Below are 23,497 nucleotides of genomic sequence, written 5' to 3'. Positions count from 1 at the left end.
TTTAGAAAGCGACAGCCGTGACGTCGCATCCACCAAGGATTTCAGCTATGGCGGCGGTCATCTTACCAGGAGCGACAGCCCCTGCCTTTGACAAGCCGCGTGGGCACAACATGTTCGATGGGTACATTATCTGCGGCACACCGAGGACCGGAAGCACGCTGCTGTGCAAGCTCCTGGCGTCCACCAAGACGGCCGGCGATCCACATTCGTTTTATCGGCGCCAGGACGTGGTGGAGTGGGCCGAAGAGTGGAAGCTCCCCGATCGCGCCGCGATGAGCGAGCTCGAATTCGATGCCGCTTACCTCAATGCTACGATCGCCGCTGGCAAGGGTGGGACCGGCCTCTTCGGTCTCCGCTTGATGCGCGAAAATCTGGATGAGCTTTCGGCGATCCTCGGCCGGATTTTCCCAAAACTGCCATCCGACAGAGCACGGTTCGAAAGAGCATTCGGCAATGTTCTCTACATACACCTCTCGCGGGAGGACAAGCTTGCGCAGGCTGTCTCCCTGATCAAGGCAGAGCAGACCGGTCTTTGGCATATCGCTCCCGACGGCACCGAGATCGAAAGGGTCGCACCGCCGAAAGAGCCCCAATATGATTTCGAGCGGATCAGGCGTGAGGTCGAGGTACTCGAGACCTATGATGCGGCATGGAACATTTGGTTCGCTGAGCAAGGCATAACCCCGCTTCGGGTTGGCTACGAGCGCCTTTCGAGCAATCCGGCGGCGACATTGCTAGGCATCTGCGAAGTCTTGGGCGTTCAAGCACCAGACGCCGAAGATGTAAGGCCCGGCGTCGCAAAGCTCTCTGACGACACCAGCCTCGACTGGATGCGCCGCTATCGCCTCGACGCGGCCGCCTGACGCATTGATGGGCTGCAGCTGGAAATTTGGAGTATGGGCAGCGACTATGACCGACCCTATCTACAGCGATCCCGACTTCGTCCAGTTCTATGATATCGAGAATCAAAGCGGCCGTGCCGATTTTGATTACTGTATCGGTCTTGCCGTAAATCGCGGCTCGGTCCTCGATCTCGGCTGTGGCACTGGCCAACTGGCTGCCGAACTTGCCGATGGGCATAATGTCACTGGCGTTGATCCGGCATCGGCGATGCTCGACGTGGCGCGGCGCAGGGCCGGCGGCGACAGGGTCGACTGGGTCGAGGCCGACGCGCGAACTGTTCGGCTCGGGCGGCGTTTCGACCTGGTCCTGCTCACCGGGCATGCGTTCCAGGTTTTCCTGACAGGCGAGGATCAGATGGCGGTGCTGGGCACCATCGCCGAGCATCTCGCTCCCGGCGGGCTCTTCATTTTCGACACACGAAATCCCGCCGAGGAGGAATGGCTGGAATGGACACCGCAGCGCTCCGAACGGGCAGTTACGCATCCCGGCCTCGGCACGGTCAAAGCCTGGTATGATGCCGAACACGATGCCGCTACCGGCATCGTCACCTACTCGACCTTCTATGACATTCCGGGCGGTAGACCTGTTCTGGGCGCCGAATCCAAGATCGCGTTCCCCAAGAAGGAAGATCTTGCGGGGATGCTGGACGAGACTGGCCTGTTGGTCGAGCAGTGGCTGGGTGACTGGCAGGGCACACCTTATGGTGTGACCTCGCCGGAAATCATCCCGATCGGCCGGTTGCGCTGATCCGGCCTGACCAATAGGGCCGGCTTTTACGCCGTCTTGGCCACCACGGTCTCGCTGAGCCAGGTGCCGATCTTGGTGCCCAGGCGGTCGGGCGAAACGGGCTTCGGCAGATAGTCGTCCATGCCCGATTCGATGCACTTGTCGCGATCGCCCTTCAGCGCATGCGCGGTGACGCCGATGATCGGTATATGGGTGCCCGTCGAGGTCTCCATGGCCCGGATCGCGCGGGTCGCTTCGTAGCCATTCATCTCTGGCATCGAGACGTCCATCAGGATCAGCTTGGGGCGCAGCGCCCGGTACATCTCGACCGCCGTGCGGCCGTTGCCCGCGATGCGGTAGCTCAAGCCCAACCCATTGAGGATCTGGCCGAACACCAGCTGGTTCACGTCGTTGTCCTCGGCAATCAGGATGTCGATCGGTCCGTTCGGCGTGGTTGTCGATTCCGGTGCTGCCGCGACTGGCAGCGCCGGGCCGCGGATGACGGTAAAGGCGGGCGGCGCTGCCGGGGGAGCCTGGACGATCGGTTCGCGGACAAACTGCGCCTTGCCGACCTGCGAACGGGCCTTCTGCACGACCGAAATAACGGTGCCGAGCAGGACCGCAGAGCGCGCCGGCTTCGTCAAATGCGCGGCAATGCCGAAGTCGATGATCATCTTGCCGAAATCGACCTGGTCGACCGAGGTCAGCAACACCACCGGGATGGAGGACAGCCGGCTGTCGGAAGCAATTGCCCTGGCGACGTCGGCGCCGTTCATGCCGGGCATCTGGTAGTCGAGGATGATGCAGTCGACGGCGGCGCCCAACTGAAAGGCGCGATCGAGGAAGGCCAGGCCGACGGCGCCGCTTTCGGCGGCGGCACAGTCGAAGCTCCAGCTTCTGAGCTGCTCGAGCAGGATTTCGCGGTTGACCGGATTGTCATCGATGACCAGCACGCGCGCGCCGGTGACGTCGACCGGCACGATCTCGTCGCGCGCCGCGGCCTGATGCGCGGGCAGCGGCACCGCGAACCAGAACACCGAGCCGCGGCCGATCTCGCTCTCGACGCCGATCTTGCCTGCCATCAGGTCGACGAGGCGTGCTGCGATGGCCAAGCCCAGCCCCGTGCCCTCGTGACGGCGGGTGGACGAGCCGTCGACCTGCGCGAATTTTTCGAACACGTTCTGCAGTTTCTCGGCCGGTATCCCGATGCCGGTGTCCTCGACGCGGATCTTGAGCTGGACCACGTCGTTGACGATCTCGCCGCCGACGTCGATCAGCACGTGACCCTTCTCGGTGAACTTCACTGCGTTGCCGAGCAGGTTGGTGATGATCTGCCGGAACCGGCCGGCGTCGCCGACGACATGGGCCGGCAGGCGCGGATCGACGCGCACGATCAGTTCGAGGTTCTTTTCGGCGACGCGAGCCGAGACCAGCGTCGCCACGTCCTCGACCGCCTCGGAAAGGCGGAAGGGAGCAGGGTCGAGGGTGAGCTGGCCAGCATTGATCTTGGAGAAATCGAGGATGTCGTTGATGATGGTGAGCAGCGCGTTGCCGGACTTCACGATAACGTCGGTGAAGGTCTTTTGGCGTGGGGTCAGATCGGTCTTGGCCAGCAGTTCGGCCATACCGAGCACACCGTTCATCGGCGTGCGGATTTCGTGGCTCATATTGGCCAGGAATTCCGATTTGGCGCGGTCGGCGGCCTCGGCCTTGAACAGGGATTCGGCGGATTCGGCAAAGGCGCGGCGGATCGCCACTTCCATCGGGCGGAAGATCCAGAAGGCGACGATGGCAAGGGCCGCGAACAGGATGCCGCTGGCCCACAACAACAGCCTGTCGCTGGAGGCATCGGCCAGATGGCGCTCATCATCCATGGCGGTGCGGACGCGAACCAGCATGGGTTGGGCGAACAGGTCATTCTGGTTGCGGATTTCGCGATAGCTCCACTCATCGACCTTCTGCGCCACCGACATCAGGTTGAAATTGCGCACCATGTCGCGCGGCGACCAGAACAGATCGCCGTTAACTGAAGCGGATTGGAGTTCGTCGACGGTCTTGATCGACAGCCGCGGCTTGATCGCCGCAAGCTGGGCGGTCAGCGTCTCGATCTCGCCGGTCAGGCGCTCCGAATGGCCGCGCGCCGATGTGGTCAGGGCATCGCGTGTCTCCGCCCGCCAGGCGGTGCCGGTCGTCTCGGCAAAGTTGGTCGCGTTGCGCAGGTCTCGGGTGAAGATGACGAGATTGCTGCTCAGCGCATCGATGTCGCGGCGAAAGGAATTGACGCGATCAAGCGCAATCACGATGCCGGCGGAAGCCAGCGCGAAGATCAGCAACCCTGAAATATAGCGGATCCGGACCGACCGGATGAAGGACGAATATTCAGGCATGCGCAACCCCAACACATACGCACCATTTTAATGGCCGGGATTACGCTTCATTTACATTAAAATTTCGTTCGTGCGGGCAGGCGAGCCGTGCGAGCCGCCGGATGGACAGCGCGCCTAGGCCGCGTCCACGACGAGGGCGCGGATGCGGCCACTCACCGGGCCTTCCCCGAACCGTTTCCCAAGGGCATTCGCCACGTATCGCGTCACCTCCTCCAGCGAGCCACCGCGCGCCTCGATCTCGGCCCGCAAGGGCGTGCCCTGGCAATAGGCCGTGGCCGCCTCATATGGCGAGGAAGCGGCGCTGACGGCATCCAGCGGCTCTATGGTGATGTTACGGAAGCCGGCGGCATGCAGGTCGGCGCGGATGACGTCCGCATCGTGATAGCCATGCGGTGTCCTTGCCATGAAGCGAGGCGGATCGGCCGGGAAAAAATGGCCGAGCGCCCGCGTCACCTCATCGGCAAACTCGTTCTCTTCGATGGCACCCCAGACGTTGAACAGGAAGTGTCCGCCCAGCCGCATCACGCGCCGAACTTGCCCGTAGGCGCCCACCCGATCGGGGAAGAACATCGCGCCAAACTGACAGGCCACGGCGTCGAACTGTGCGTCCTCGAAGGGCAGCGCCTGAGCATCGGCCTGCTGCCAGGTGATGCGAGGATCGTCCACCATCCGCGTGCGTGCGTGGTCGAGCATGGGCTGGTTGAGGTCGGTGACCACGATGCGCGCTTGCGCCGGCAGCTTTGCTGCGAGCGCACGTGTCACCACACCGGTGCCCGCCGCCACTTCGAGCACCGATTGCGGCCCGAGCTTCGACACCCGCTCCGCCAGATCCCGCGCATATGGCTCGAAGATCAGCGGCACCATCGCCCGGTCGTAGATCTCGGGAATGGAACCGCTGAACAGCTTGTCGGTGGTCGACATGGCATCCTCCAACTCTTATCCGCACCGCGTGCTTGCCGTGCGGATGTCAATCCTCTGCCTCGGCAGGCTTCCGCTCAAGTTCTATTTCAGAACCGGCCGGCGGGGACGTGCGTGCAATCAGCTCGATGTTCCGGCTGGCACCAACCTTAGCTGTTACGCGCCGCCACGAATGTCGCCGCTTCTTTCAGCAACTGGGCATCGTCGCCATAGGGCTCAAGCAGCGCATGCGCCTGCGCGACGAGGCCGTGCAGCTGGCCGCGTGCCCAATTCGCACCATGCAAGGCCACCAGCGTCGCCTTGCCGGCGGCGGCGTCCTTGCCGGTCGCCTTGCCCATCTGGCTGGCGTCGGCGGTCAAATCGAGCAGGTCGTCGGCAAGCTGGAAGGCAAGACCGATCGCCGAGCCGAATTCGGCCAGCCGCTCGCGGTCATCGGCCGGGGCGCCGGCGATGAGGGCACCTGCCTCGCAGGCGAAGCGGATCAGCGCGCCGGTCTTCATCGCCTGCAGCCGGATGATGCCGGCCTCGTCCGGCGGCGTCTGTTCGGCTTCGAGATCGAGCTTCTGGCCGCCGACCATGCCGCCTGCTCCGGCGGCGCGGGCAAGCGCCAGCACCAGGGCTGCCCGCCGCTCCGCCGGCAGCGCGGTCGACTCGCCGGCAATGATGTCGAAGGCCAGCGTCAGCAGGGCGTCGCCGGCCAGGATCGCGGTCGCCTCGTCGAAGGCCTTGTGCACGGTCGGCTGGCCGCGACGCAGGTCGTCGTCGTCCATGGCGGGCAGATCGTCGTGTATCAGCGAATAGCAATGCACGCATTCAAGTGCGGCGGCGACACGCAGTGCCGCCTCGCCGTCGGCGGAAAAAAGGGCGGCACTTTCCATGACCAGGAAGGGCCGCAGGCGCTTGCCGCCGTTCAGCACGCCATGGCGCATCGCCGCCATCAGCCGGTCCGGCCGGGCGATCTCGCCCGAAAGCGCGCGGTCGTCGAGCAGTCGCCGCAGCAGCACCTCGACGGCGGCTGCCCGCCTGATCAGCGCCATTTCGAACGCCATTTGGTCGTCATTCGTCATGGCCGGGACCGGTAGCCGACACTCAGACGTTGCGCAAGAAGGCAAGCGCCATTATGCCGGAGCAGTATGAGCCCGTTCGGAAACTCTACTCCTGCGGTCATCTGAGGGCGTTTTCTGCGCTTCCGGTGCTTGCGTACTCTAATGTACGCTCCGCTCCGGTTCTCGAAAACACCGTCACATGACTCACAGGAGCGCGTTTCAAAACGAGCTCTCTGGCACGGGTTGGGCGGCTTGGCGGAACCGATCGTCGATCATGAAACCGAAAAGCTGGACATGGCGACGAGATCGCGGGGCGTAAACCGCCGTGGTCTCAAGCGCTGGGTCCGGCGCGGCATCGTCGTGGCCGCGGTGCTGGCTTTGATTCCGGTCGTGCTGACATTTCTGTACCTGCCGTTCTTCGTGCATCCTGTCTCGACGCTGATGCTGAAGGACCTGGCGACCTTCTCCGGTTACGACCGCCGCTGGGTGTCGATCGATGACGTGTCGCCGGTGCTGGCCAATTCCGTCATCATGTCGGAGGACGGGCAGTTCTGCTTTCATCGTGGCGTCGATCTCGGCGAGCTGAGAGGCGTCGTCGACGATGCGCTGGCCGGCGAAGCGACGCGCGGCGCCTCGACCATCACCATGCAGACGGTCAAGAACCTGTATCTCTGGTCGCGGCCGCTGGGCTCGGTGCGCAAGGTGGTCGAATTGCCGCTGGCCGTCTATTTCGATGCGGTGATGTCGAAACGGCGCATCATGGAAATCTATCTCAACATCGCCGAGTGGGGGCCGGGCGTCTACGGCATCGAGGCCGCGGCACAGCACCATTTCGGCGTCTCGGCAAAACAGCTGTCGCGACGGCAGGCCGCCCTGCTTGCGGTCTCTTTGCCAAATCCGATCGCCCGCAATCCGGCCAAGCCCGGGCCTGGCCTGAGGCGGCTTGCCAATCTGATCGAGCGGCGAGCCGGCCGCTCGGGCGCCTATGTCGGTTGTCTCCGCTAGCCGATCCAAAAAAATTCGCGCCAGTGCTGGCCAAAACGGCACAGGGCGTGTATAGGCACCCGACTTTCTCAGATTTAGGCCCCGACATGGCCCTTTCACGAGGGCGGGCGGGGCTTTTGACCATGTAGTGGAGCATATCCATGGCCGTTCCGAAACGTAAAACCTCTCCGTCCAAGCGCGGCATGCGCCGCTCGGCCGACGCCCTCAAGGCCCCGACCTATGTCGAGGACAAGAATTCCGGCGAAATGCGCCGTCCGCACCATATCGACCTGAAGACCGGCATGTATCGCGGTCGCCAGGTGTTGACGCCCAAGGAAAGCTGAGACCAGCCTTCCAAAGGTCTGAATTCCAAAAGGACCGGCCGGTGGCCGGTCCTTTTGCGTTTGGGGGGCGGGGTGGCGCGCATCTCGACGCGTGGGCGGCAATCGTTGCAGGCAACCGGCTGACATTGTTGTTGCGTGCGGTCTTCGACCGTGTTCAACGCTGCCATCGAAACATCTTGACGGCGTGCCTGTGGCGCATTCTACAAAGGATTGCCCCCACATGGAGACGCCAGATGTTCGGTGCCATTCCGCTGCTGATCGTGCCTTTCGTGCTCTACAATCTCGGACTGCTGGGAATATTCGGCAGCGGTGACGATCCGTGGGCAAGCGAGGTCTTCTCATTCAGCATGATGTCGGGTGGCGTGTTCTCGATGACGCTTGGCGACCTGATGGTGCTGATCGGGCTGATCTTCCTGTTCCTCGAAATGGCGAAGTCGGTGCGCACCACCAACGCCTCGATCATGGACCATCTTCTGTCGACGCTGGTCTTCGTGGCCTTCCTGGTCGAGTTCCTGCTGGTGAAGGGTGCGGCCCATTCCGTCTTCTTCACGCTGATGGTCATCGCGCTATTCGACGTGCTGGCCGGATTCGCGGTGTCGATGCGGTCGGCCAGCCGGGACATCAATTTGAATTAGGTCCCCGGCGCGGAAGGCGGAAGTTTCTGCTCCGCTGCACTCTACGGCTGATGTTACGGAATGGATCCTCGGGTCTGCGCGACGGAGCCTCGCTCCTGCTCCGCCCGTGGATGACGAAGTTCCCGACCTCACCCCGGATCGGCGGTGAAACCGGCGGCCTCGATGCCGGCGATTGCCGCGGCTTCGTCATTGTCCGACGTGTCGCCTGAAATGCCGACGGCGCCGATGACGGCACCGGCCTTGTCGCGGATCAGCACGCCGCCGACGACCGGCAGCACGCGCCCGCCCGAGACGTCCGAGATGCCGGCGACGAGATGCGGGCGCTCCTTGGCAAAGGCCTCGACTTTGCGCGAGCCCATGCCGATGGCGAGCGCACCATAGGCCTTGCCGGCCGACATTTGCGGACGCAGGAACGAGGCGCCGTCCTGGCGCTGGAAGGCGACCAGATGCCCGCCGGCGTCGAGCACCGAGACGCCGAGCGGCTTGAGCTTGAGATCGGAGCCCTTGGCAAAGGCGGTTTCGATGATTTGCCTGGCTTTTTCGAGCGGCAGTGCGGTCATGGCGGTCTCCTGTTTGAAACGCGTCGATCATCGATCGTCGGCGGGTGAGATAACATCCCGGTTCCGGTTGAAATTGCTTCGCGTGAAAAGGCAGGATGGAAAGCAGCCTTCGCCGGCTCTTCCGGATAAGCGTTGCCGCTTGTATGGCTCCGGACGTGGCTGGGCTACTTCTTCTTGGCGCGGGCCGGTTTCTTGGCGGGTTCCGCCGGCGCGTTGGCGAGGTCTTCCGCTTCCTTGGCGAGACGCAGTGCCCGCAGCTTGTTGGTCTTGGCCTGGCGGGCGTCGCTCTCGGCGGCGTATTCGGCCATCGCCTTCTGGCGGACGGTTGCCGCCTCTTCCTGCTTCTTGAAGCGCAGGTCGGCGCGTGCGCGGGCAGCATCCCGAGAGTTCTCAACCAAGACCTTATCCAATCCCGTGAATTGTGATTTTCCGCTTCTTCTAGCAGAGCCGGCCCCAAAACGGGAAAATAAGTTGGTTACGCGGCCGGGCTGGCGGCGAGGGCCTTGCTGGCAACCACGGCCTCGTAGGCGGCCTGCAAGGTCGCGCGGACAGAAGGGCCAGACATTGTATCGAGCGGCATGCCGAGATGCTCGTGCCGCAACTCGTCCATGAATTTGCCCCACATAGGCTGTCCGCCCTTTTCCAGCAGTTCGGCGCGGATCGACAATTCGTCGCTGACCGGCAGCCAGACGCGGCCCCAGGCGCCGAGATGGGCCAGGATCGGAACCAGCGTGATCGCCATCTCGGTCAGGCTGTAAATCGCCTTCTGCTTGTGCGAGGGATCGTCGGCCTTGGTCAGCATGCCCAGCTCCATCAGGCGCTTCAGCCGGTCGGCGAGGATGTTTGAGGCGATGCCTTCCATCGATCCGTTGAGCAGCTCGCGAAAATGGCGCCTGCCGCCGAAGATCATGTCGCGAAGGATGATCAGGCTCCAGCGGTCGCCGAAGACTTCCAGCGACAGATTGATCGGGCACCCGGACCGGCGATCCATGCTCATGAGATTTTTCTCCAAAACCGGTTGCATTATCGTAGCAGTTTTACTATCGTGCAACCGATTGCAAAATGCAATCAGTTTTGCAGAGAGGAGACTGCGTGATGAGGACCACCGAACGCCCTGAGATTATATCCGAAGTCTTTGGCGATCCGGCGAACCCGCCGCTGTTGCTGATCATGGGAGCGATGGCCTCGATGCTGTGGTGGCCGGAGGCGTTCTGCCGGAAACTGGCCGGTGCCGGCCTGTTCGTGATCCGCTACGACAATCGCGATACCGGCCGTTCGACGAAATACAAGCCGGGAGAGCCGCCCTACACGTTCGATGATATGGCCGACGATGCAATGCATGTTCTGGACGACCACGGCATCGGCAAGGCGCATGTCGTCGGGATGTCGATGGGCGGCATGATCGCGCAGCTTGTGGCGTTGAAACATCCCTCGCGTGTCGTATCTCTGACTGTGATCAGCAGTTCGCCGGTGGGAATCGACACATCCGGCCTTCCCGGGACGACCGAAGCCTACATGGAACACTCGGCCGAGGGCGCCAAAGTCGATTGGTCGGACCGTGGTCAAGTGGTCGATTTCATCGTCAGGGATGCGCGGGCGATCGCCAGCACCACGCATTCATTCGATGCGGCGGGGATACGGGCCTTTGTCGAGCAGGATTACGACCGCTCCGGCGGCTTCCTGAGCGCGACCAACCATTTCATGCTCAAGGGCGGCGCCGCCTGGAAGGGCCGCCTGCACGAGATCGCGGCGCCGCTGCTGGTCATTCACGGCACGGCGGATCCGATCTTTCCGGCCGAACACGGCGAGGCGCTGGCCGAGACGGTCACCGGCGCAAGGCTCATTCGCATCGAAGGTGGCGGCCACGAGCTGCATCCGGACGACTGGGCCGAGATGTCCGCAGCGATCATCGCGCATGTCCAAGCCGGTTGAAGCAGCATAGGCTGGTTTGACGGACAAGGCTAACCGCAACAGGCGTGCCGCATGGTAGCGGCCACCGACAATCCAGGAAACAGACGAGCAAAAAATGTCCCTGACACTTCATTTCCATCCGCTGGCCTCCTTCTGCTGGAAGCCGTTGATCGCGCTGTACGAGAACGCCACGCCGTTCACGCCTGTCATAGTCGACCTTGGCGATGCTGAATCGCGCGCGGCCTTCCTGAAGATCTCGCCGGCCGGCAAGATGCCGGCGCTGCGCGACGATGCGCGTGGCCGTACGGTGCTGGAATCGAGCATCCTCGTCGAATATCTGGCCGCGCACTATCCGGGGCCGGTCGACCTCGTTCCCGCCGAGATCGACATGGCGTTGGCCGTCCGCCAAGCTGACCGTTTCTATGATTTCTATGTGCAGGAGCCGATGCAGAAGATTGTCGGCGACCGGTTGCGTCCCGGCGACAAGACCGACCCGTTCGGCGTCGAGCAGGCTCGCGACCAGTTGCGCAATTCCTACGCCATCATCGAACACGACATGCAGTCGAAGATCTGGGCGATGGGCGACAGCTTCACCATGGCCGATTGCGCAGCCTCCCCCGCGCTGTTCTATGCCAACAAGGTCGAGCCGTTGGGCGACAGGTACCCGGCTGTGAAGCGCTATCACGACCGCCTGCTGCAGCGCCCCGCCTTCGCTCGGGTGATCGGGGAGGCGCAGCCCTACTTCAAGTTCTTCCCCTACAACAACGGTTGATCGGGTCAGGCTTCCCAGAACTGATCGAGCCAGATGTTGAGTTTGAGGAAGCCAGTGCCGCTCACCGTATAGACGCGCCTTGTTCCTTCCGGCTTGGCGTGGACCAGGCCGGCATCGAGCAGCACTTTCAGATGTTGCGACACGGCTGGGCGCGAGACCGGCAAGCCGGCGGCCAGTTCGGTGACGGTTTTCGGGCCGCGGCGAAGTTCTTCCAGAAGATGGCGCCGGTTGGGATCGGCAATCGCCATGAAGGCGTCGGAAAACATCATGCCTGTATTAGTGAGGCAAAGCCTTTCGAATCTCAACCGTCTGCTTCTGCTTTTCTTCTGGGATCAAGCCGCAATGCTTCCGGGGTGACCGAACGGTCGGCCGGCTGCGTCTTGAAGGCGTCACGATCCCCGATCGGCACCGGCGCGCGGCGGCTGATGCGCAGCAGCGTGTAGCCCGCCAGGCAGAGATGCGCGAAGGCGGTCGCCACGAACAGACCTTCCGGGCGCATCCAGCCCATCAGGGCAGCCGCAAGCAAAGGTCCGATCATCGTGCCGAAGCCATAGAGCAGCAACAGCCCGCCAGATACCTTGACGAAATCCTCCGAGCGCGCGTGGTCGTTGGCATGCGCCACGGCGATGGAATAGAGCGTATAGGCGAAGGCGCCATAAGCGGCGGTGAAGACGATGACGAAGACGCCGGACCGTGGCTCGAACAGGAAGATCATGAGCGCGAAGAAGGCCCCGCCGAAAGCCGCCCCCGCCAGCACGAAGCGCCGGTCGGTCTTGTCGGACAGGCGCCCGGCCGGAAGCTGCATGGCGGCACCGGCAACGACCACAAGGCTCATCATCAGGGCGATCTCGGCCGTGGAAATGCCGATGCGCGCACCATAGACTGCGCCAAGCGTGCCCCAGGCGCCGTTGGCGATGCCGATCAGCACGCAAGCGACCGCCGACACCGGCGAATTGGCATAAAGGCCCCTGACATCAAGTGAGACATCCTGCAGCGGCTTGGGGTGGGAGGCGGTCGAGACCGCCGTCGGAATGAGCGACAGGCAAAACAGGATGCCGGTGATCATGAACAGCGACGCGGACTTCACGTCGCCGCCGGCGACGATCATCTGCCCACCCATGATCGAGGCATAAGTCACCATCATGTAGAGGCCGAAGACGGTGCCACGGTTCTCGTTGGTGGCCTTCTCGTTCAACCAGCTTTCGATGACCATGAAGGCGCCGGCCATGGTGAAGCCGGTGAAGGCGCGCAGCAGGATCCAGACATACTCGTCGATGATCAGCCCGGTGAGCAGCGCCACGATGGCGCCGGATGCGGCAAAGGCGCCAAAGGCGCGCACGTGGCCGGCGCGACGCACGATGCGCGGTGCGAAGAAGCAGCCGGTGACGAAGCCGCCGGCCCAGGCCGTGCCCATCAGGCCGAGCGATGCGGTCGAGAAGCCTTCCAACTGACCGCGCAGGGGCAGAAGCAGCCCATGCAAACCAGATGCCGCGAGCAGGAAAGCGGTGCCGCGAAGCAGCGAGAGGATCGGTCGGTAGGTTGCGAACATTGGTTGATCCGGCTCAGGTTTGGCGGGGACGCTGGGTCTGAAGACAGTCGCATTCGGGCTTTTCGGCGGCGGGCTTTACGCCCGAGCGCCTATCCGCGGCGGAACAGTGCTTCGGCCGCGGATTTGGTGGTGTCCTTGGCCTTGAGTTCGGCTTCCAGGCGGGCGATTTCGTCGCGCAGGATGCCGATCCGCTCAGTCAAGTCGCTGACGGAAAGCAATGACAGGTCCTGCCCGATCTCGTGGGGGCGCGCCTTCTTCTTGGGTTCGTCGTCGAAGATCGCCATCGTCGCTCCTCCTCCGCCAAGACCAGATTGGCCATTTGCCTGATTTGGCAATCAGCATACATAGGGCAGGGGCGTCGATGCAAACAGCCGGTCGGACAACGGCGAGGAAAGACGGGAAATCTCATGGCGAGCGGACAGAAAATTCCGGCAAGGATGACGGCCATCGCGATCTCGGAGCCAGGTGGCCCTCGGGTGCTGAAGCCGGAAACACGCGACGTGCCGCAGCCCGGCCCCGGCGAGATCCTGATCAAGGTGCATGCCGCCGGCGTCAACCGGCCCGACGTCCAGCAGCGCAAAGGCGCCTATCCGCCACCGCCCGGCGCATCCGACCTGCCGGGCCTCGAGGCATCGGGTGAAGTGGCGGCCCTTGGCGACGACATATCGCGCTGGCGCATTGGCGACCGCGTCTGTGCGCTGACGCCCGGCGGCGGCTATGCCGAATATGTCAAGGTCCATGCAGGGAGCGTGCTGCCGTTGCCCGCCGGCTTCACCCACACCGAAGCCGCGGCGGTGCCGGAGAATTACTTCACCGTCTGGCACAATGTGTTCGAGCGTGGCGGCCTCAAGAAAGGCGAGACGCTGCTCGTCCATGGCGGCTCGTCCGGCATCGGCACGACGGCGATCCAGCTTGCCTCGGCCTTCGGCGCCTATGTCATCACCACCGCCGGCAGCAAGGAGAAATGCGACGCCTGCCTGAAGCTCGGCGCAGATCGGGCTATCAACTATCGCGAGGCGGATTTCGTCGCCGCGGTGAAGGAGGCAACGGACGGCAAGGGCGCCAACGTCATCCTCGACATGGTCGGCGGCGACTATGTCCAGCGCAATTATGAGGCCGCGGCGGTCGAAGGCCGCATCGTCCAGATCGCCGTTCAGGCCGGCGCTGTCGCAAGCGCGGACTTTTCGAAGATCATGGTCAAGCGGCTTACCCACACAGGTTCGACGCTGAGGCCGCGAACCGTCGAGTTCAAGGCGGCGATCGCGGCGGCGCTGGAAGCGCAGGTGTGGCCGCTGCTCGGCACGCGCAAGGTTGCCCCTGTGATGGACATGATCTTCCCGCTCAGCGAAGCCTGGCGGGCGCATGAGCGCATGGAAGAGGGTGAGCATATCGGCAAGATCGTGCTCGACGTAGGCTGACAGCGCGCGAGGTCAGCGCCTCGCTGCCCACAAGATGAACAGAAGCTTAATGCTGCAATGCAGCATTTGCATCATTGCTATGCAAAATCAGCCATTCAAGTCCTCATCGATGACGCCTATTTGAGCACCATCGAAACGAACATCATTCTGGAGGGACTACCATGAACCCGATCCGCGCTTTCCGTAACTGGCGTATGTACACCGAGACCGTCCGCGAACTGAACCGTCTCAACGCACGTCAGCTCAGCGATCTCGGCATCAACCGCGCCGACATCGAAAAGATCGCCCGCAGGGCTATCTAAAGCCACGTCCTGGTCCGCTCCGGCGGGCCCAAGCCGTGGAAGCCAGAGCCGCACCAGACGAACTTTGTCGCGGTTCCGAGCCCGCTGGACCCAGTCCGGCGGGTTTTGTCGTTTTGGGCGGGAGATCAACGACCGTCCCAACCGATACCGGCCATCGAGCAGGGTTGACCTCAGTTTCCTGCATGGCATCTTGGCTCGGCGCTTTCACAAGGGCGAACCCTGATGGAAGCAGCGGCTCCGGCATGACAGGGGTGCCCCTATCTCAACCGATCTTTGCCAAGACCGGAACTCGCCAGCAAAGCCAGCTTGTCGTTCTGTTCAAGAGCGCGGAACGTTTTCGGTAAGTACTCACGGCTTCCGGTCTTTGCTCCAAAAACGTTGCGAAACGCCCCGAGAGCGGTTATACAGACCGCGAATTTCCCATTTTGGTGGCTCTAAACCACCGCCCGCGCGGGAACGCGGGCGAACGAGAAGGATTTGTAAAATGGCCAATACGCTGCTGATGCCCAAGGCGACCGCCGTCTGGCTGGTCGACAATACCGCACTTTCCTTCGAGCAGATCGCGCAGTTCTGCGGGCTGCATCCGCTCGAGGTCAAGGCAATCGCCGATGGCGAAGCGGCGCAAGGCATCAAGGGCATGGACCCGATCATGACCGGACAGCTGACCCGCGACGAGATCGCCCGTGCCGAGAAGGATCCGAACCAGCGCCTGAAGCTTTCGGACCCCAAGGTGCGGGTGCCCGAATCCAAGCGCAAGGGTCCGCGCTACACGCCGCTGTCGAAGCGCCAGGACCGGCCGAACGCGATTCTGTGGCTGGTGCGCAACCATCCCGAGCTCAAGGACGCGCAGATCTCGCGCCTCGTCGGCACCACCAAGTCGACGATCGAACAGATCCGCGAGCGCAAGCACTGGAACTCAGCCAATCTGCAGCCGATGGACCCGGTGACGCTGGGTCTCGCCTCGCAGATCGACCTCGACATGGAAGTCAACCGCGCCTCGCGCGGCCGCGAACAGGCGCAGCCGGTGGGCGACACGCTGCTGCCGGCGGCCCTGACCGAGCGGCTGGTGCCGGCTCCCGAGAAGCCGAAGGACGAGGACGCCGAACTCGACGCCAACGCCGTGTTCGCCAAGCTCTCGGCCTTGAAGTCGAAGAACACGGACAATGACGACGACGAGTGAGGTTGTCTGATATTCCAAGAAAAAGCCCGCTTCGAGCGGGCTTTTTTGTAGCTGCGCCAGGTCTCAGCTGCGCGCGGCGCGATCCGGCGCCATGCCATAGTCCTCGCTGCGCTCCACTGCGCGGTAGAAGTCGGCAAGTTGCTTGCCGCGCTCCGGCTTGAAGATGCGGCCGGCGATCACCACCGACGCGATGCGATCGATGCGGAAGGCGCGGAAATCGTCGCGCATCTCGCACCAGGCGACCAGCGTCCACACCTTGCCCCAGAACCACAGGCCGAGCGGGCGGATATCGCGGGCGGTGCCGCGGCCGGCCTCGTCGGAATAGTCGATGGTCAGCACCTGGCGCTTTTCGACCGCGCGCTCGATCAGGTCGATCGCCTCGCGGGCGGCGTCGCTGACCACCCACATCGGTGTGTGGATCTCGGTGCGGGCGATGCGGTCCTTTTCGGCATCGGGCAGGACGGCGCCGATCTTGACCAGCGCTTCGTCGGCGGCCCGCGCCATGGCGGCACCGCCAAAGGCACGCACCATGCGGGCGCCGGCGACCAGCGCGACGATCTCGTCACGCGTGAACATCAGCGGCGGAAGGTCGAAACCCTCCCTCATCATGTAGCCAACGCCGGCCTCGCCGTCGATCGGCACTCCGGTCGACTGCAAATCGGCAATGTCGCGATAGATGGTTCGCTCGGAAACTTCGAGCCACGTGCCGAGCTTCTGGGCGGTGACCAATCGGCCACCGCGCAGATGCTGCACGATCTGGAAGAGCCTGTCGGCGCGGCGCATCGTATGGTCCCTCGGCGTTGTCTCTATGCATGCCGCCCGAAACCGGTCCACCTCTGGGTGGCATGCATCGTGTTTTCGCGCATGCCGTTATCCCAAAACCGCAGAACACTTTTGGGCGGCATGCCTCATGGTTTCAGCCCTTCGCGCTTGCGCTGCGCGGCGACGAACTCCGCGCCGAAGGACAATTTCTTCGTCGTCGGCGTTTTCGCATCGAGCACGCGCCAGAACGGTGCCACGTCACTCGGCGTCATGCCGCGCCGGAGGTCCTCGTTGGCGGCTTCGGCAACAGTGCGCAGATGATAGCCTATGGTGACCGGGCATGTCACTTCGGCGCCATGCTCGACGGCAAGTGCTGTACGCAGCGCACGCACATCCATCTCGACGCCTTCGGGAATCGAGCGGATGAAATCATCGACCTGGCGCGCCGTCGGCACCAGCATAGGCTGGCCTTCGACGACATCGGCCATCGTGCGCGGCGTCGGCTTGACGCCGTTGATGCCTGGTGTGCTCAGTCTGTCGTTCCAACTCTTCATCGATCGTCCTTTCGACCGCCGATGCACGGGTGCCCTAAGCTGGCACCATTGCACGGCCCTCCTGACAGCATACTGTCAGGAGGCTTCGGCATACTCCTTGGCAAACAGCGTTCGCATCCGAGCGAGATCGCTGCCTCTTTCGGGGTAGAGCGTCCTCAGAAAGGCGAGCGCGAAGGTGCCCGGCGCCGAGCCTGGCGCGGAAACAATTTTGCCGTCGGTCATGGCATGCGGCACATCCTGATAGAGGTTGTCGCCGGCATAGCCGGCCTCATGACCATTGATCCAGTCGCGGCCATTGCTCGTATGCCTGGCCTTCTCGAACAGGCCGGCGCGGGCTAGCGCCAGCGTGCCGGCGCAGATGCCGCCGACCACGCCGCCGCGCGATGCAACAGCATTGAGCAGATCGGCAACATCGGGCGGTGCCTTGCCGGCCCACTCATCGGAGCCGATGACGGCGATGGCGTCGAGATCGTCATTCTCATCCGCCCCGGCCGATCGATCGGGCGTCAGCCGAAAGCCGCTGATCCCGGCCACTGGGTTGCCATCAGGCGTCAGCGACACGGCACGGGCGCCGAACCATTCGACCGCCGAGGCCGCCAGCAGCCCATACTCCCAGTCGGCAAAACCTTCGATGAAAAGGAAACCGATCGTCTTCTGTTCGGGCATAAGCTCGCTCCCATTCCTCACGCACCGGACCTGTTATCTGGGCGTTGACGCGCCCACATCCAATCGCCGGGTCGAAAAATTGGCTTCAATTGCCGCGAGGGCCACGGTCCGCATACATGTCCGGCCAGCCGATATCCTTGCGAATATCCGCCGGCAGCGAGTTCATGAACCGCTGGGTGCGGATCTCGTTGCGCATCGTGCGGATCTTGCCGACATAGTGCTGCATGCCGCGCAGAATGGTGTAACCGTTCATGGCCAGTCTCCTCTCTCTGTATGGAGGTACTATCGCATACCCCTCCTGACAGCAGTCTGTCAGGAGGATGTCAGGCGCGAGACGATAGTTGCGACCAGTGCGCGCGCCGCAGGCAAGGCATCCCTTTTCGCCGCATAGAACGGTGCCGAAGGCAGGTTCGCGACTTCCGATTGTTCATAGCGAGGACGTGCTCTGGGCGCCGCTGTTCAGTTTCCGGCGACGGACTGTCGGAATACGAGGCCTTCAGCGGGGTGGCCGCAGTTCTGATATGGAGGGAGAAAATTCTTCCCCAACAGCAGGGAGACGACGATGAGCTTGCAACCGACAGGTATCCACCATCTGACCGCCATCACCGCCAATGCGCCTGGCAATCTTCATTTTTACACGAAGGTGCTGGGTCTGCGGCTGGTCAAGAAGACCGTAAACCAGGACGACACCTCGGCCTACCACCTCTTCTATGCCGACGGCGAAGCGACACCGGGCACCGACCTTACCTTCTTCGACTGGCCGGTCGGCCGCGAGCGGCGCGGCACGCACAGCATCGTGCGGACCAGCCTCAGGGTCGGCAGCCAGGAGAGCCTTGCCTGGTGGAAGCAACACTTGACCGACGAAGGCCTGGCAACAGGAGAGATCGCCGACATCGGCGGTTATGCGTCACTGGACTTCGAAGATCCCGAGGGCCAGCGTCTGCGCCTGGTCAGCGATGGCGGCAAGGGCGGCAGCCATCCCTGGGCGCAAAGCCCGGTACCGGCCGAGCACCAGATCCGCGGGCTCGGGCCGATCGTCATCAGTGTTCCCGACATCACCAACACCGAGGCGGTGGTGACCACGGTGATGAACATGCGCAAGGCGCGCGACTATGCCTCGCCGGAGGGCCAGGTTCACGTCTTCGAAATGGGCGAGGGCGGGCCGGCGGCGGAGCTGCATGTCCTGGTGCAGCCGGGACTGGCGCCGGCACGGCAAGGTGCCGGTGCGGTTCACCATGTTGCCTTCAGGGCGCCGGACCAGGAAACGCTGCATCAATGGACGGCGCGGCTGGCCGAGTTCCGGCTGCCGTCGAGCGGCGAGGTCGAGCGCTATTATTTCCGTTCGCTCTACTTCCGCGAGCCGAACGGCATCCTGTTCGAGATCGCAACCGACGGTCCGGGGTTCACCGCCGACGAGCCGCTGGAAACGCTGGGGGAAAGCCTCGCCCTGCCGCCATTCCTCGAACCGAAGCGCGCTTCGATCGAGGCTGGCCTCAAGCCGCTGAAGTAGATCGTTTGCCGGTCAAAGGGCGCCGCGTTCCGGTTCGGGATCTCGGCGTCCGTTCTTTCTCAGGCAATGAACGACGTGCTTTGACAGCCGGGCGCGTTGCTGGTCAAAGGCGGCATGACGAAATTCCTCGCCCTTGTCATCGTCGGTTTCATGGTCATTCAACTGATCAAGCCGCTTGGCTGGCCAGGCCTCAAGCGACGCGGTGATTTCTGGAAGCTGGCACTGCTCGCCATGGCCGCGATTTCACTGGCGGCCGTGCTCGGGCATTTGACGTAGGACGGCACTTGTCGTCGCTGCTCAATTGCCAAGCACCGGGCCGACAAGATGCTCGGCCCAGGCCCGGTAGCCTGCTTCCGAGGCGTGAAAGCCGTCCGAGGCAAAGCCGGCTTCCGGATTGGTGATCGGCAGGCGCGACGCCGGCACCGCGCCGCGCTCCAGGCAAAGGCGTTCGCCCATCCGGTTCATGTCGGTGGCGCGGATCTCAAGGATCTTTCCGAGCAGCGGTGGCATGGCTGGCGCCCGCGTGAACTCCAGCACCGGCGACCACACCACGCGCGCTTCCGGCCATTTGGCGCGCAGGCCGTAGAGCAGGCCACCGAACTCCTTCTTGAAGCGCGGCACGGAGTGAAAATTCTTGGTGTCGTTGGTGCCGATGGCCAGCACGATATGCGTCCACGGATCGGCCGACAGATTGGGCAGCACATGGTCGCGGATCTGGCCGGACGTTGCCGAATTGAAGCCGGCCGCCCGCCAGCGCACGGCGCGGCCGGTGCTTTGTGAAATCAGCACGGCGAGTTGCGCGGCAAGTCCGTCTTCCGAATTGCCGATGCCGACCGAAGCGGCGGAGGAATCGCCCAGCACCAGAAGCGAGATTGCCGGTGCTGTGCCTGATATTTCGTGCATGACCGGCCCTTGCGCCGGCAGCATGCGCGTGGTGCGGCGTCGCACGCCGAGGCCTTGCCAGATATAGACCGGGAAGGCGAGCCAGGTGAGTAGGGCCGGGAAGCGCATGGCAGTACCGTTAAACGATCAGCGGCAGCCTTAGCGCATGTTTTGGCCGACGGGAACGATCTTCAATCGCAGCAGCAACTCGCCTGCCCCGCCTGCTTGCCCTGATATTCGTCGTGCAGCCGCACCCAATCCATCAGGCCGTGATAGGGGCCGTTCTCGTTGCGGCCCTTCGGCGTCATGTCGAGATAGTCGTAGGCGCCGATCTGCGCCTCGCCGCCGCGGGCGCGCGACATGAAGGTGAGGAAGATGTCGCCGGCCTCGTCCCTGTAGAAGACGCTGGTGCCGGGAAGCTCCTTCGATGTCCGTGGACGGGTCTCGAAATTGTAGGTGGTGCAGCCGTCGGCGATCTGCTTGTCGGTGAAGGAGACCTGCATGTCGAAGTTGAAATCCGAGGCATAGGACGACACCCAGTCGAACTTCCAGCCCATGCGCTGCTTGTAAGGCAGAAGTTCCGCCAGGGGAGCGCGCGAAACCACGACCAGCGACACGTCGTGATGCCGCAGATGCTGATTGGCGCCGTCGATATGGTCGGCAAGGAATGAGCAGCCCTCGCAATGATGGGTGCAGCCCGGCCCGAACATGAAGTGATAGACGATCAGCTGGCTGTTAGTGCCAAACAGGTCGGTCAGTCTGTTTGGCCCTTGTTCGGTCTCGAAGACATAGTCTTTCCTGATCTTCAGCCAGGGCAGTTCACGCCGTTCCGCGGCGATCCGCTCGCGGAGCCGCGTCAGTTCCTTCTCGCGCGCCAGATGTGCCTTGTGCGCCTGGAACCAGTCTTCGCGCGAAACGATCTTGTTGCGATGCATGAACCTCTCCCTGAATGTCATCCCAAGGACGTTGGGGATGGGCGCAACCCGACATCGCCGGAGAGGAAATAAGGACGGAGAGGCTCCGCCCCAAGCCCTGCAAGTCACAAGCAAAAAACCCGGGCGCGTCGGCCCGGGTTCGAAGGAGGAAGAAAGGACTGTGATCAGGCGGCCTTTTCCAGGCTCGCCTTCCATTTTCCGAGCGCTGCCAGATGGTTCATGTGGGCGCGATGGGTGAAGGCGGCCTGGCCGGCGGCAACGTTCGAGGCTTTGCCGCTCCAGGCTTTCTGTGGCGCGGCCTGCAGCGCGCGACCATAGGAGAAGGTCAGCTTCCACGGGTGCGGCCCGATGGCGTTGATGGCGTTGAGATTGGCGGTCGCCTCTTCGTCTTCCTGGCCGCCGGAAAGGAAGGCGATGCCCGGCACCGCTGCCGGCACTGTCTCGCGGAACAGTTTTATGGTCTTTTCCGCGACTTCTTCGGGGCTGCTCACCTTGCCCGATTTCCTGCCGGCCAGCACCATGTTCGGTTTCAGGATGGTGCCTTCCAGCATGACGCGCGCCGCATGGAGCTCGTCATAGAGCCTGATCAGCGTTGCCTTCGAAATGTCGTAACAAGTGTCGATGTCGTGGGCGCCGTCCATCAGCACCTCCGGCTCGACGATCGGCACGATGCCGGCTTCCTGGCAGAGGGCGGCATAGCGGGCGAGCGCATGGGCGTTGGAGCCGATCGAGGTCGCCGAAGGGACGCCCTTGGCGATATCGATGTCGATCACTGCGCGCCATTTGGCGAAGCGGGCGCCGAGCTTGTAGTAGTCGGCAAGCCGTTCGCGCAGGCCATCGAGGCCTTCGGTGACGGTGTCGCCGGGAAACCTGGCCAGCGGCTTGGCGCCGGCATCGACCTTGATGCCGGGGATGGCGCCGGCGGCCTTGATGATGTCGACCAGCGGCGTGCCGTCGGCGGCCTTCTGGCGGATCGTCTCGTCATAGAGGATGACACCGGAAATGTAGCGGGTCATCGCCTCCCTGGTGCGGAACATCATCTCGCGGTAGTCGCGGCGGCTGTCGGCGGTCGATTCGACGCCGATGACGTCGAAGCGCTTCTTGATGGTGCCGGAACTTTCGTCGGCGGCCAGCAGGCCCTTGCCATCGGCGACGATCGCAGCGGCAATGTCTTCGAGACGTTCGCTCATTGTTGCTTCTCCTGAAACGGTTGTTCCGCGCTTAACGGAAGTCTACCGCCAAAGGAATGGCATCGGAAAGCTCGAATCGATTGAAGCCTCGGGCGGCCTTGTTCGCTCTCCGAGTGTTGATCGCCTCGGAGCCTCAGCGCTTCAACACATCGACGCCGGGCAGCGGCTTGCCTTCCATCCACTCCAGGAAGGCGCCGCCGGCGGTCGAGACATAGGTGAAGTCGTCGGCGACGCCGGCGTGGTTGAGCGCCGCGACCGTATCGCCACCGCCTGCGACCGAGACCAGCTTGCCTTCCTTGGTGCGCGACGCCGCATGCTTGGCCGCCGTCACCGTCGCATGGTCGAAGGGCGCGATCTCGAAGGCGCCGAGCGGGCCGTTCCAGACCAGTGTCGCGGCGCGGTCGATCCATTCGCCGATGGTCGTCACGGTTTTGGCGCCGACATCGAGGATCATCCCGTCGGCCGGCACATCGGAGATGGCGACGGTCTCGCAGGCCGCGCCCGCCTTGAACTCCCTGGCGACGACGCCGTCGACCGGCAGGATGATGGCGCAGCCGGCCTCGGCCGCCTCGATCATGATCTGCTTGGCGGTTGAGGCGAGATCATGCTCGCACAGCGATTTCCCGACATCGGTGCCGCGCGCGGCGAGGAAGGTGTTGGCCATGCCGCCGCCGATGACCAGCGCGTCGACCTTCTTCACCAGGTTCATCAACAGATCGATCTTGGTCGAGACCTTGGCGCCGCCGACAATGGCGACGACCGGACGAACCGGTTTTCCCAAGCCCTTCTCCAGCGCCTCAAGCTCGGCTTGCATGGTGCGGCCGGCAAAAGCCGGCAACAGATGCGCCAGCCCCTCGGTCGAAGAATGCGCGCGGTGCGCGGCCGAGAAGGCGTCGTTGACGAAGATATCGCCATTGGCGGCGAGTTTTTCGGTGAAGGCCGGGTCATTCTTTTCTTCGGCCTTGTAGAAGCGAGTGTTTTCGAGCAGCAGCACGTCGCCCTTGTTCATGGCGGCGACAGCGCTTCCGGCCGTGTCGCCGACGCAATCCGAGGCGAAACCGACGGGGCGGCCGAGCACTTCTGCCGTGGCTTTGGCGATCGGCTCCAGCGAGAATTCGGGCGAAGGCCCATCCTTGGGTCGGCCGAAATGGGCGAGCAGGATGACCTTGGCGCCCTTGGCCGATAGCTCGGCGATGGTCGGTGCGATGCGTTCGATGCGGGTGGCGTCGGTGACTTTGCCCTCAGTGACAGGCACGTTGAGGTCGACGCGCACCAGCACGCGCTTGCCGCTGATGTTGCCGATATCGTCGAGTGTCTTGAAGGCGGCCATGCGGGTTCCTTTCGCGAAAAACCGGGGGACCAT

29 protein-coding genes are annotated in these 23,497 nt (G+C 63.3%); 12 read left to right on the top strand and 17 right to left on the bottom strand.

Translation table 11 applies throughout. The features are described 5' to 3' along the window. The first annotated feature begins 47 nt into the window (after positions 1–47). Entirely contained in the window at positions 48–863 is an 816-nt protein-coding gene (locus tag LB559_RS16400; RefSeq protein ID WP_224674506.1) for a Stf0 family sulfotransferase, read from the top strand. A gap of 46 nt (positions 864–909) precedes the next feature. Next, positions 910–1,650: a class I SAM-dependent methyltransferase gene (locus LB559_RS16395; RefSeq protein ID WP_224620078.1), complete on the top strand. Its 741-nt coding sequence runs from the start codon at positions 910–912 to the stop codon at positions 1,648–1,650. Positions 1,651–1,676: 26 nt separating this feature from the next. On the opposite strand, the gene LB559_RS16390 is transcribed toward LB559_RS16395, so the two are convergent. From LB559_RS16390 to LB559_RS16380, 3 genes are all read right to left on the bottom strand, one after another. Further along, on the bottom strand, positions 1,677–4,016 hold the full coding sequence (locus LB559_RS16390; RefSeq protein ID WP_127368894.1) for a response regulator: 2,340 nt from the start codon (positions 4,014–4,016) through the stop codon (positions 1,677–1,679). Positions 4,017–4,130: 114 nt separating this feature from the next. Then, the gene (locus tag LB559_RS16385) at positions 4,131–4,937 is read right to left on the bottom strand and encodes a class I SAM-dependent methyltransferase (protein ID WP_024502972.1); all 807 of its coding nucleotides are present in this window, start codon (positions 4,935–4,937) and stop codon (positions 4,131–4,133) included. Positions 4,938–5,083: 146 nt separating this feature from the next. Beyond that, the gene (locus tag LB559_RS16380) at positions 5,084–6,001 is read right to left on the bottom strand and encodes a polyprenyl synthetase family protein (RefSeq protein ID WP_027162476.1); all 918 of its coding nucleotides are present in this window, start codon (positions 5,999–6,001) and stop codon (positions 5,084–5,086) included. A gap of 222 nt (positions 6,002–6,223) precedes the next feature. On the opposite strand from LB559_RS16380, the gene LB559_RS16375 reads away from it, so the two are divergent. The 3 genes from LB559_RS16375 to LB559_RS16365 all read left to right on the top strand — a co-directional run bounded on the left by LB559_RS16375 (position 6,224) and on the right by LB559_RS16365 (position 7,943). Continuing rightward, the gene (locus LB559_RS16375) at positions 6,224–6,985 is read left to right on the top strand and encodes a transglycosylase domain-containing protein (protein ID WP_224674505.1); all 762 of its coding nucleotides are present in this window, start codon (positions 6,224–6,226) and stop codon (positions 6,983–6,985) included. Between the two features lie 140 nt (positions 6,986–7,125). Further along, on the top strand, positions 7,126–7,308 hold the full coding sequence (rpmF, locus tag LB559_RS16370; protein WP_008834724.1) for a 50S ribosomal protein L32: 183 nt from the start codon (positions 7,126–7,128) through the stop codon (positions 7,306–7,308). 233 nt (positions 7,309–7,541) lie between these two features. Continuing rightward, a complete protein-coding gene (locus LB559_RS16365; protein WP_013529226.1) occupies positions 7,542–7,943 on the top strand; it encodes a hypothetical protein in 402 nt (133 codons plus the stop codon). A 128-nt stretch (positions 7,944–8,071) separates the two neighbouring features. Here the strand turns inward: LB559_RS16365 and LB559_RS16360 are convergent, their stop codons facing one another. The 3 genes from LB559_RS16360 to LB559_RS16350 form a co-directional block, all read right to left on the bottom strand. After that, positions 8,072–8,503, bottom strand: coding sequence for a GlcG/HbpS family heme-binding protein (locus LB559_RS16360; protein WP_024502974.1), 432 nt, complete (start codon positions 8,501–8,503; stop codon positions 8,072–8,074). Between the two features lie 164 nt (positions 8,504–8,667). Then, positions 8,668–8,901 (bottom strand): hypothetical protein, encoded by a 234-nt coding sequence (locus LB559_RS16355; RefSeq protein WP_013529228.1) that lies wholly within the window; start codon positions 8,899–8,901, stop codon positions 8,668–8,670. Between the two features lie 77 nt (positions 8,902–8,978). Further along, the gene (locus LB559_RS16350) at positions 8,979–9,500 is read right to left on the bottom strand and encodes a winged helix-turn-helix transcriptional regulator (RefSeq protein ID WP_224674504.1); all 522 of its coding nucleotides are present in this window, start codon (positions 9,498–9,500) and stop codon (positions 8,979–8,981) included. A gap of 98 nt (positions 9,501–9,598) precedes the next feature. Between LB559_RS16350 and LB559_RS16345 the strand changes: the two genes are divergently transcribed. Both LB559_RS16345 and LB559_RS16340 read left to right on the top strand, forming a co-directional pair. Further along, positions 9,599–10,435 carry an alpha/beta fold hydrolase gene (locus LB559_RS16345; protein WP_224674503.1) on the top strand — a complete coding sequence of 279 codons (837 nt, stop codon included), beginning with the start codon at positions 9,599–9,601 and terminating at the stop codon, positions 10,433–10,435. Between the two features lie 94 nt (positions 10,436–10,529). Further along, positions 10,530–11,186, top strand: coding sequence for a glutathione S-transferase family protein (locus tag LB559_RS16340; protein WP_064993262.1), 657 nt, complete (start codon positions 10,530–10,532; stop codon positions 11,184–11,186). Positions 11,187–11,191: 5 nt separating this feature from the next. On the opposite strand, the gene LB559_RS16335 is transcribed toward LB559_RS16340, so the two are convergent. The 3 genes from LB559_RS16335 to LB559_RS16325 form a co-directional block, all read right to left on the bottom strand. After that, entirely contained in the window at positions 11,192–11,455 is a 264-nt protein-coding gene (locus LB559_RS16335) for an ArsR/SmtB family transcription factor (protein ID WP_013529232.1), read from the bottom strand. A gap of 32 nt (positions 11,456–11,487) precedes the next feature. Further along, entirely contained in the window at positions 11,488–12,735 is a 1,248-nt protein-coding gene (locus tag LB559_RS16330; RefSeq protein ID WP_224674502.1) for an MFS transporter, read from the bottom strand. 89 nt (positions 12,736–12,824) lie between these two features. Then, positions 12,825–13,019, bottom strand: coding sequence for a DUF1192 domain-containing protein (locus LB559_RS16325; RefSeq protein WP_023810953.1), 195 nt, complete (start codon positions 13,017–13,019; stop codon positions 12,825–12,827). A 123-nt stretch (positions 13,020–13,142) separates the two neighbouring features. On the opposite strand from LB559_RS16325, the gene LB559_RS16320 reads away from it, so the two are divergent. The 3 genes from LB559_RS16320 to LB559_RS16310 all read left to right on the top strand — a co-directional run bounded on the left by LB559_RS16320 (position 13,143) and on the right by LB559_RS16310 (position 15,635). Continuing rightward, positions 13,143–14,153 (top strand): NAD(P)H-quinone oxidoreductase, encoded by a 1,011-nt coding sequence (locus LB559_RS16320; protein WP_224674501.1) that lies wholly within the window; start codon positions 13,143–13,145, stop codon positions 14,151–14,153. Between the two features lie 161 nt (positions 14,154–14,314). Next, the gene (locus LB559_RS16315) at positions 14,315–14,455 is read left to right on the top strand and encodes a DUF1127 domain-containing protein (protein ID WP_013529236.1); all 141 of its coding nucleotides are present in this window, start codon (positions 14,315–14,317) and stop codon (positions 14,453–14,455) included. 484 nt (positions 14,456–14,939) lie between these two features. After that, entirely contained in the window at positions 14,940–15,635 is a 696-nt protein-coding gene (locus LB559_RS16310; protein WP_013529237.1) for a DUF1013 domain-containing protein, read from the top strand. Positions 15,636–15,698: 63 nt separating this feature from the next. Here LB559_RS16310 and LB559_RS16305 read toward each other — a convergent pair whose 3' ends face one another. The 4 genes from LB559_RS16305 to LB559_RS16290 form a co-directional block, all read right to left on the bottom strand. Next, positions 15,699–16,418 (bottom strand): helix-turn-helix transcriptional regulator, encoded by a 720-nt coding sequence (locus LB559_RS16305; RefSeq protein WP_013529238.1) that lies wholly within the window; start codon positions 16,416–16,418, stop codon positions 15,699–15,701. A gap of 125 nt (positions 16,419–16,543) precedes the next feature. Continuing rightward, on the bottom strand, positions 16,544–16,951 hold the full coding sequence (locus LB559_RS16300; RefSeq protein WP_032809267.1) for a hypothetical protein: 408 nt from the start codon (positions 16,949–16,951) through the stop codon (positions 16,544–16,546). Between the two features lie 75 nt (positions 16,952–17,026). Beyond that, positions 17,027–17,617 carry a DJ-1/PfpI family protein gene (locus LB559_RS16295; protein ID WP_224674500.1) on the bottom strand — a complete coding sequence of 197 codons (591 nt, stop codon included), beginning with the start codon at positions 17,615–17,617 and terminating at the stop codon, positions 17,027–17,029. Positions 17,618–17,702: 85 nt separating this feature from the next. Continuing rightward, positions 17,703–17,870 carry a hypothetical protein gene (locus LB559_RS16290; protein WP_013529241.1) on the bottom strand — a complete coding sequence of 56 codons (168 nt, stop codon included), beginning with the start codon at positions 17,868–17,870 and terminating at the stop codon, positions 17,703–17,705. Positions 17,871–18,179: 309 nt separating this feature from the next. Here LB559_RS16290 and LB559_RS16285 point away from each other — a divergent pair, with 309 nt between their 5' ends. Both LB559_RS16285 and LB559_RS16280 read left to right on the top strand, forming a co-directional pair. Continuing rightward, positions 18,180–19,127 carry a ring-cleaving dioxygenase gene (locus LB559_RS16285; protein WP_224674499.1) on the top strand — a complete coding sequence of 316 codons (948 nt, stop codon included), beginning with the start codon at positions 18,180–18,182 and terminating at the stop codon, positions 19,125–19,127. A gap of 114 nt (positions 19,128–19,241) precedes the next feature. After that, positions 19,242–19,403 carry a hypothetical protein gene (locus tag LB559_RS16280; RefSeq protein WP_023810961.1) on the top strand — a complete coding sequence of 54 codons (162 nt, stop codon included), beginning with the start codon at positions 19,242–19,244 and terminating at the stop codon, positions 19,401–19,403. A gap of 21 nt (positions 19,404–19,424) precedes the next feature. On the opposite strand, the gene LB559_RS16275 is transcribed toward LB559_RS16280, so the two are convergent. The 4 genes from LB559_RS16275 to LB559_RS16260 form a co-directional block, all read right to left on the bottom strand. Continuing rightward, the gene (locus LB559_RS16275) at positions 19,425–20,138 is read right to left on the bottom strand and encodes an SGNH/GDSL hydrolase family protein (protein WP_224674498.1); all 714 of its coding nucleotides are present in this window, start codon (positions 20,136–20,138) and stop codon (positions 19,425–19,427) included. Between the two features lie 62 nt (positions 20,139–20,200). Then, the gene (locus tag LB559_RS16270; protein WP_224674497.1) at positions 20,201–20,944 is read right to left on the bottom strand and encodes a DUF899 domain-containing protein; all 744 of its coding nucleotides are present in this window, start codon (positions 20,942–20,944) and stop codon (positions 20,201–20,203) included. Positions 20,945–21,108: 164 nt separating this feature from the next. After that, complete coding sequence (locus LB559_RS16265) at positions 21,109–22,134, bottom strand: class I fructose-bisphosphate aldolase (RefSeq protein WP_224674496.1); 1,026 nt, start codon at positions 22,132–22,134, stop codon at positions 21,109–21,111. A gap of 133 nt (positions 22,135–22,267) precedes the next feature. Next, a complete protein-coding gene (locus LB559_RS16260) occupies positions 22,268–23,464 on the bottom strand; it encodes a phosphoglycerate kinase (RefSeq protein WP_224674495.1) in 1,197 nt (398 codons plus the stop codon). Between the last annotated feature and the right edge of the window lie 33 nt (positions 23,465–23,497).

The organism is Mesorhizobium sp. BR1-1-3 (assembly GCF_020165455.1).
Classification (GTDB): Bacteria; Pseudomonadota; Alphaproteobacteria; order Rhizobiales; family Rhizobiaceae; genus Mesorhizobium; species Mesorhizobium ciceri.
Note: the sequence above shows the minus strand (reverse complement) of the source record. Positions and strands in the feature narration are given on the sequence as shown.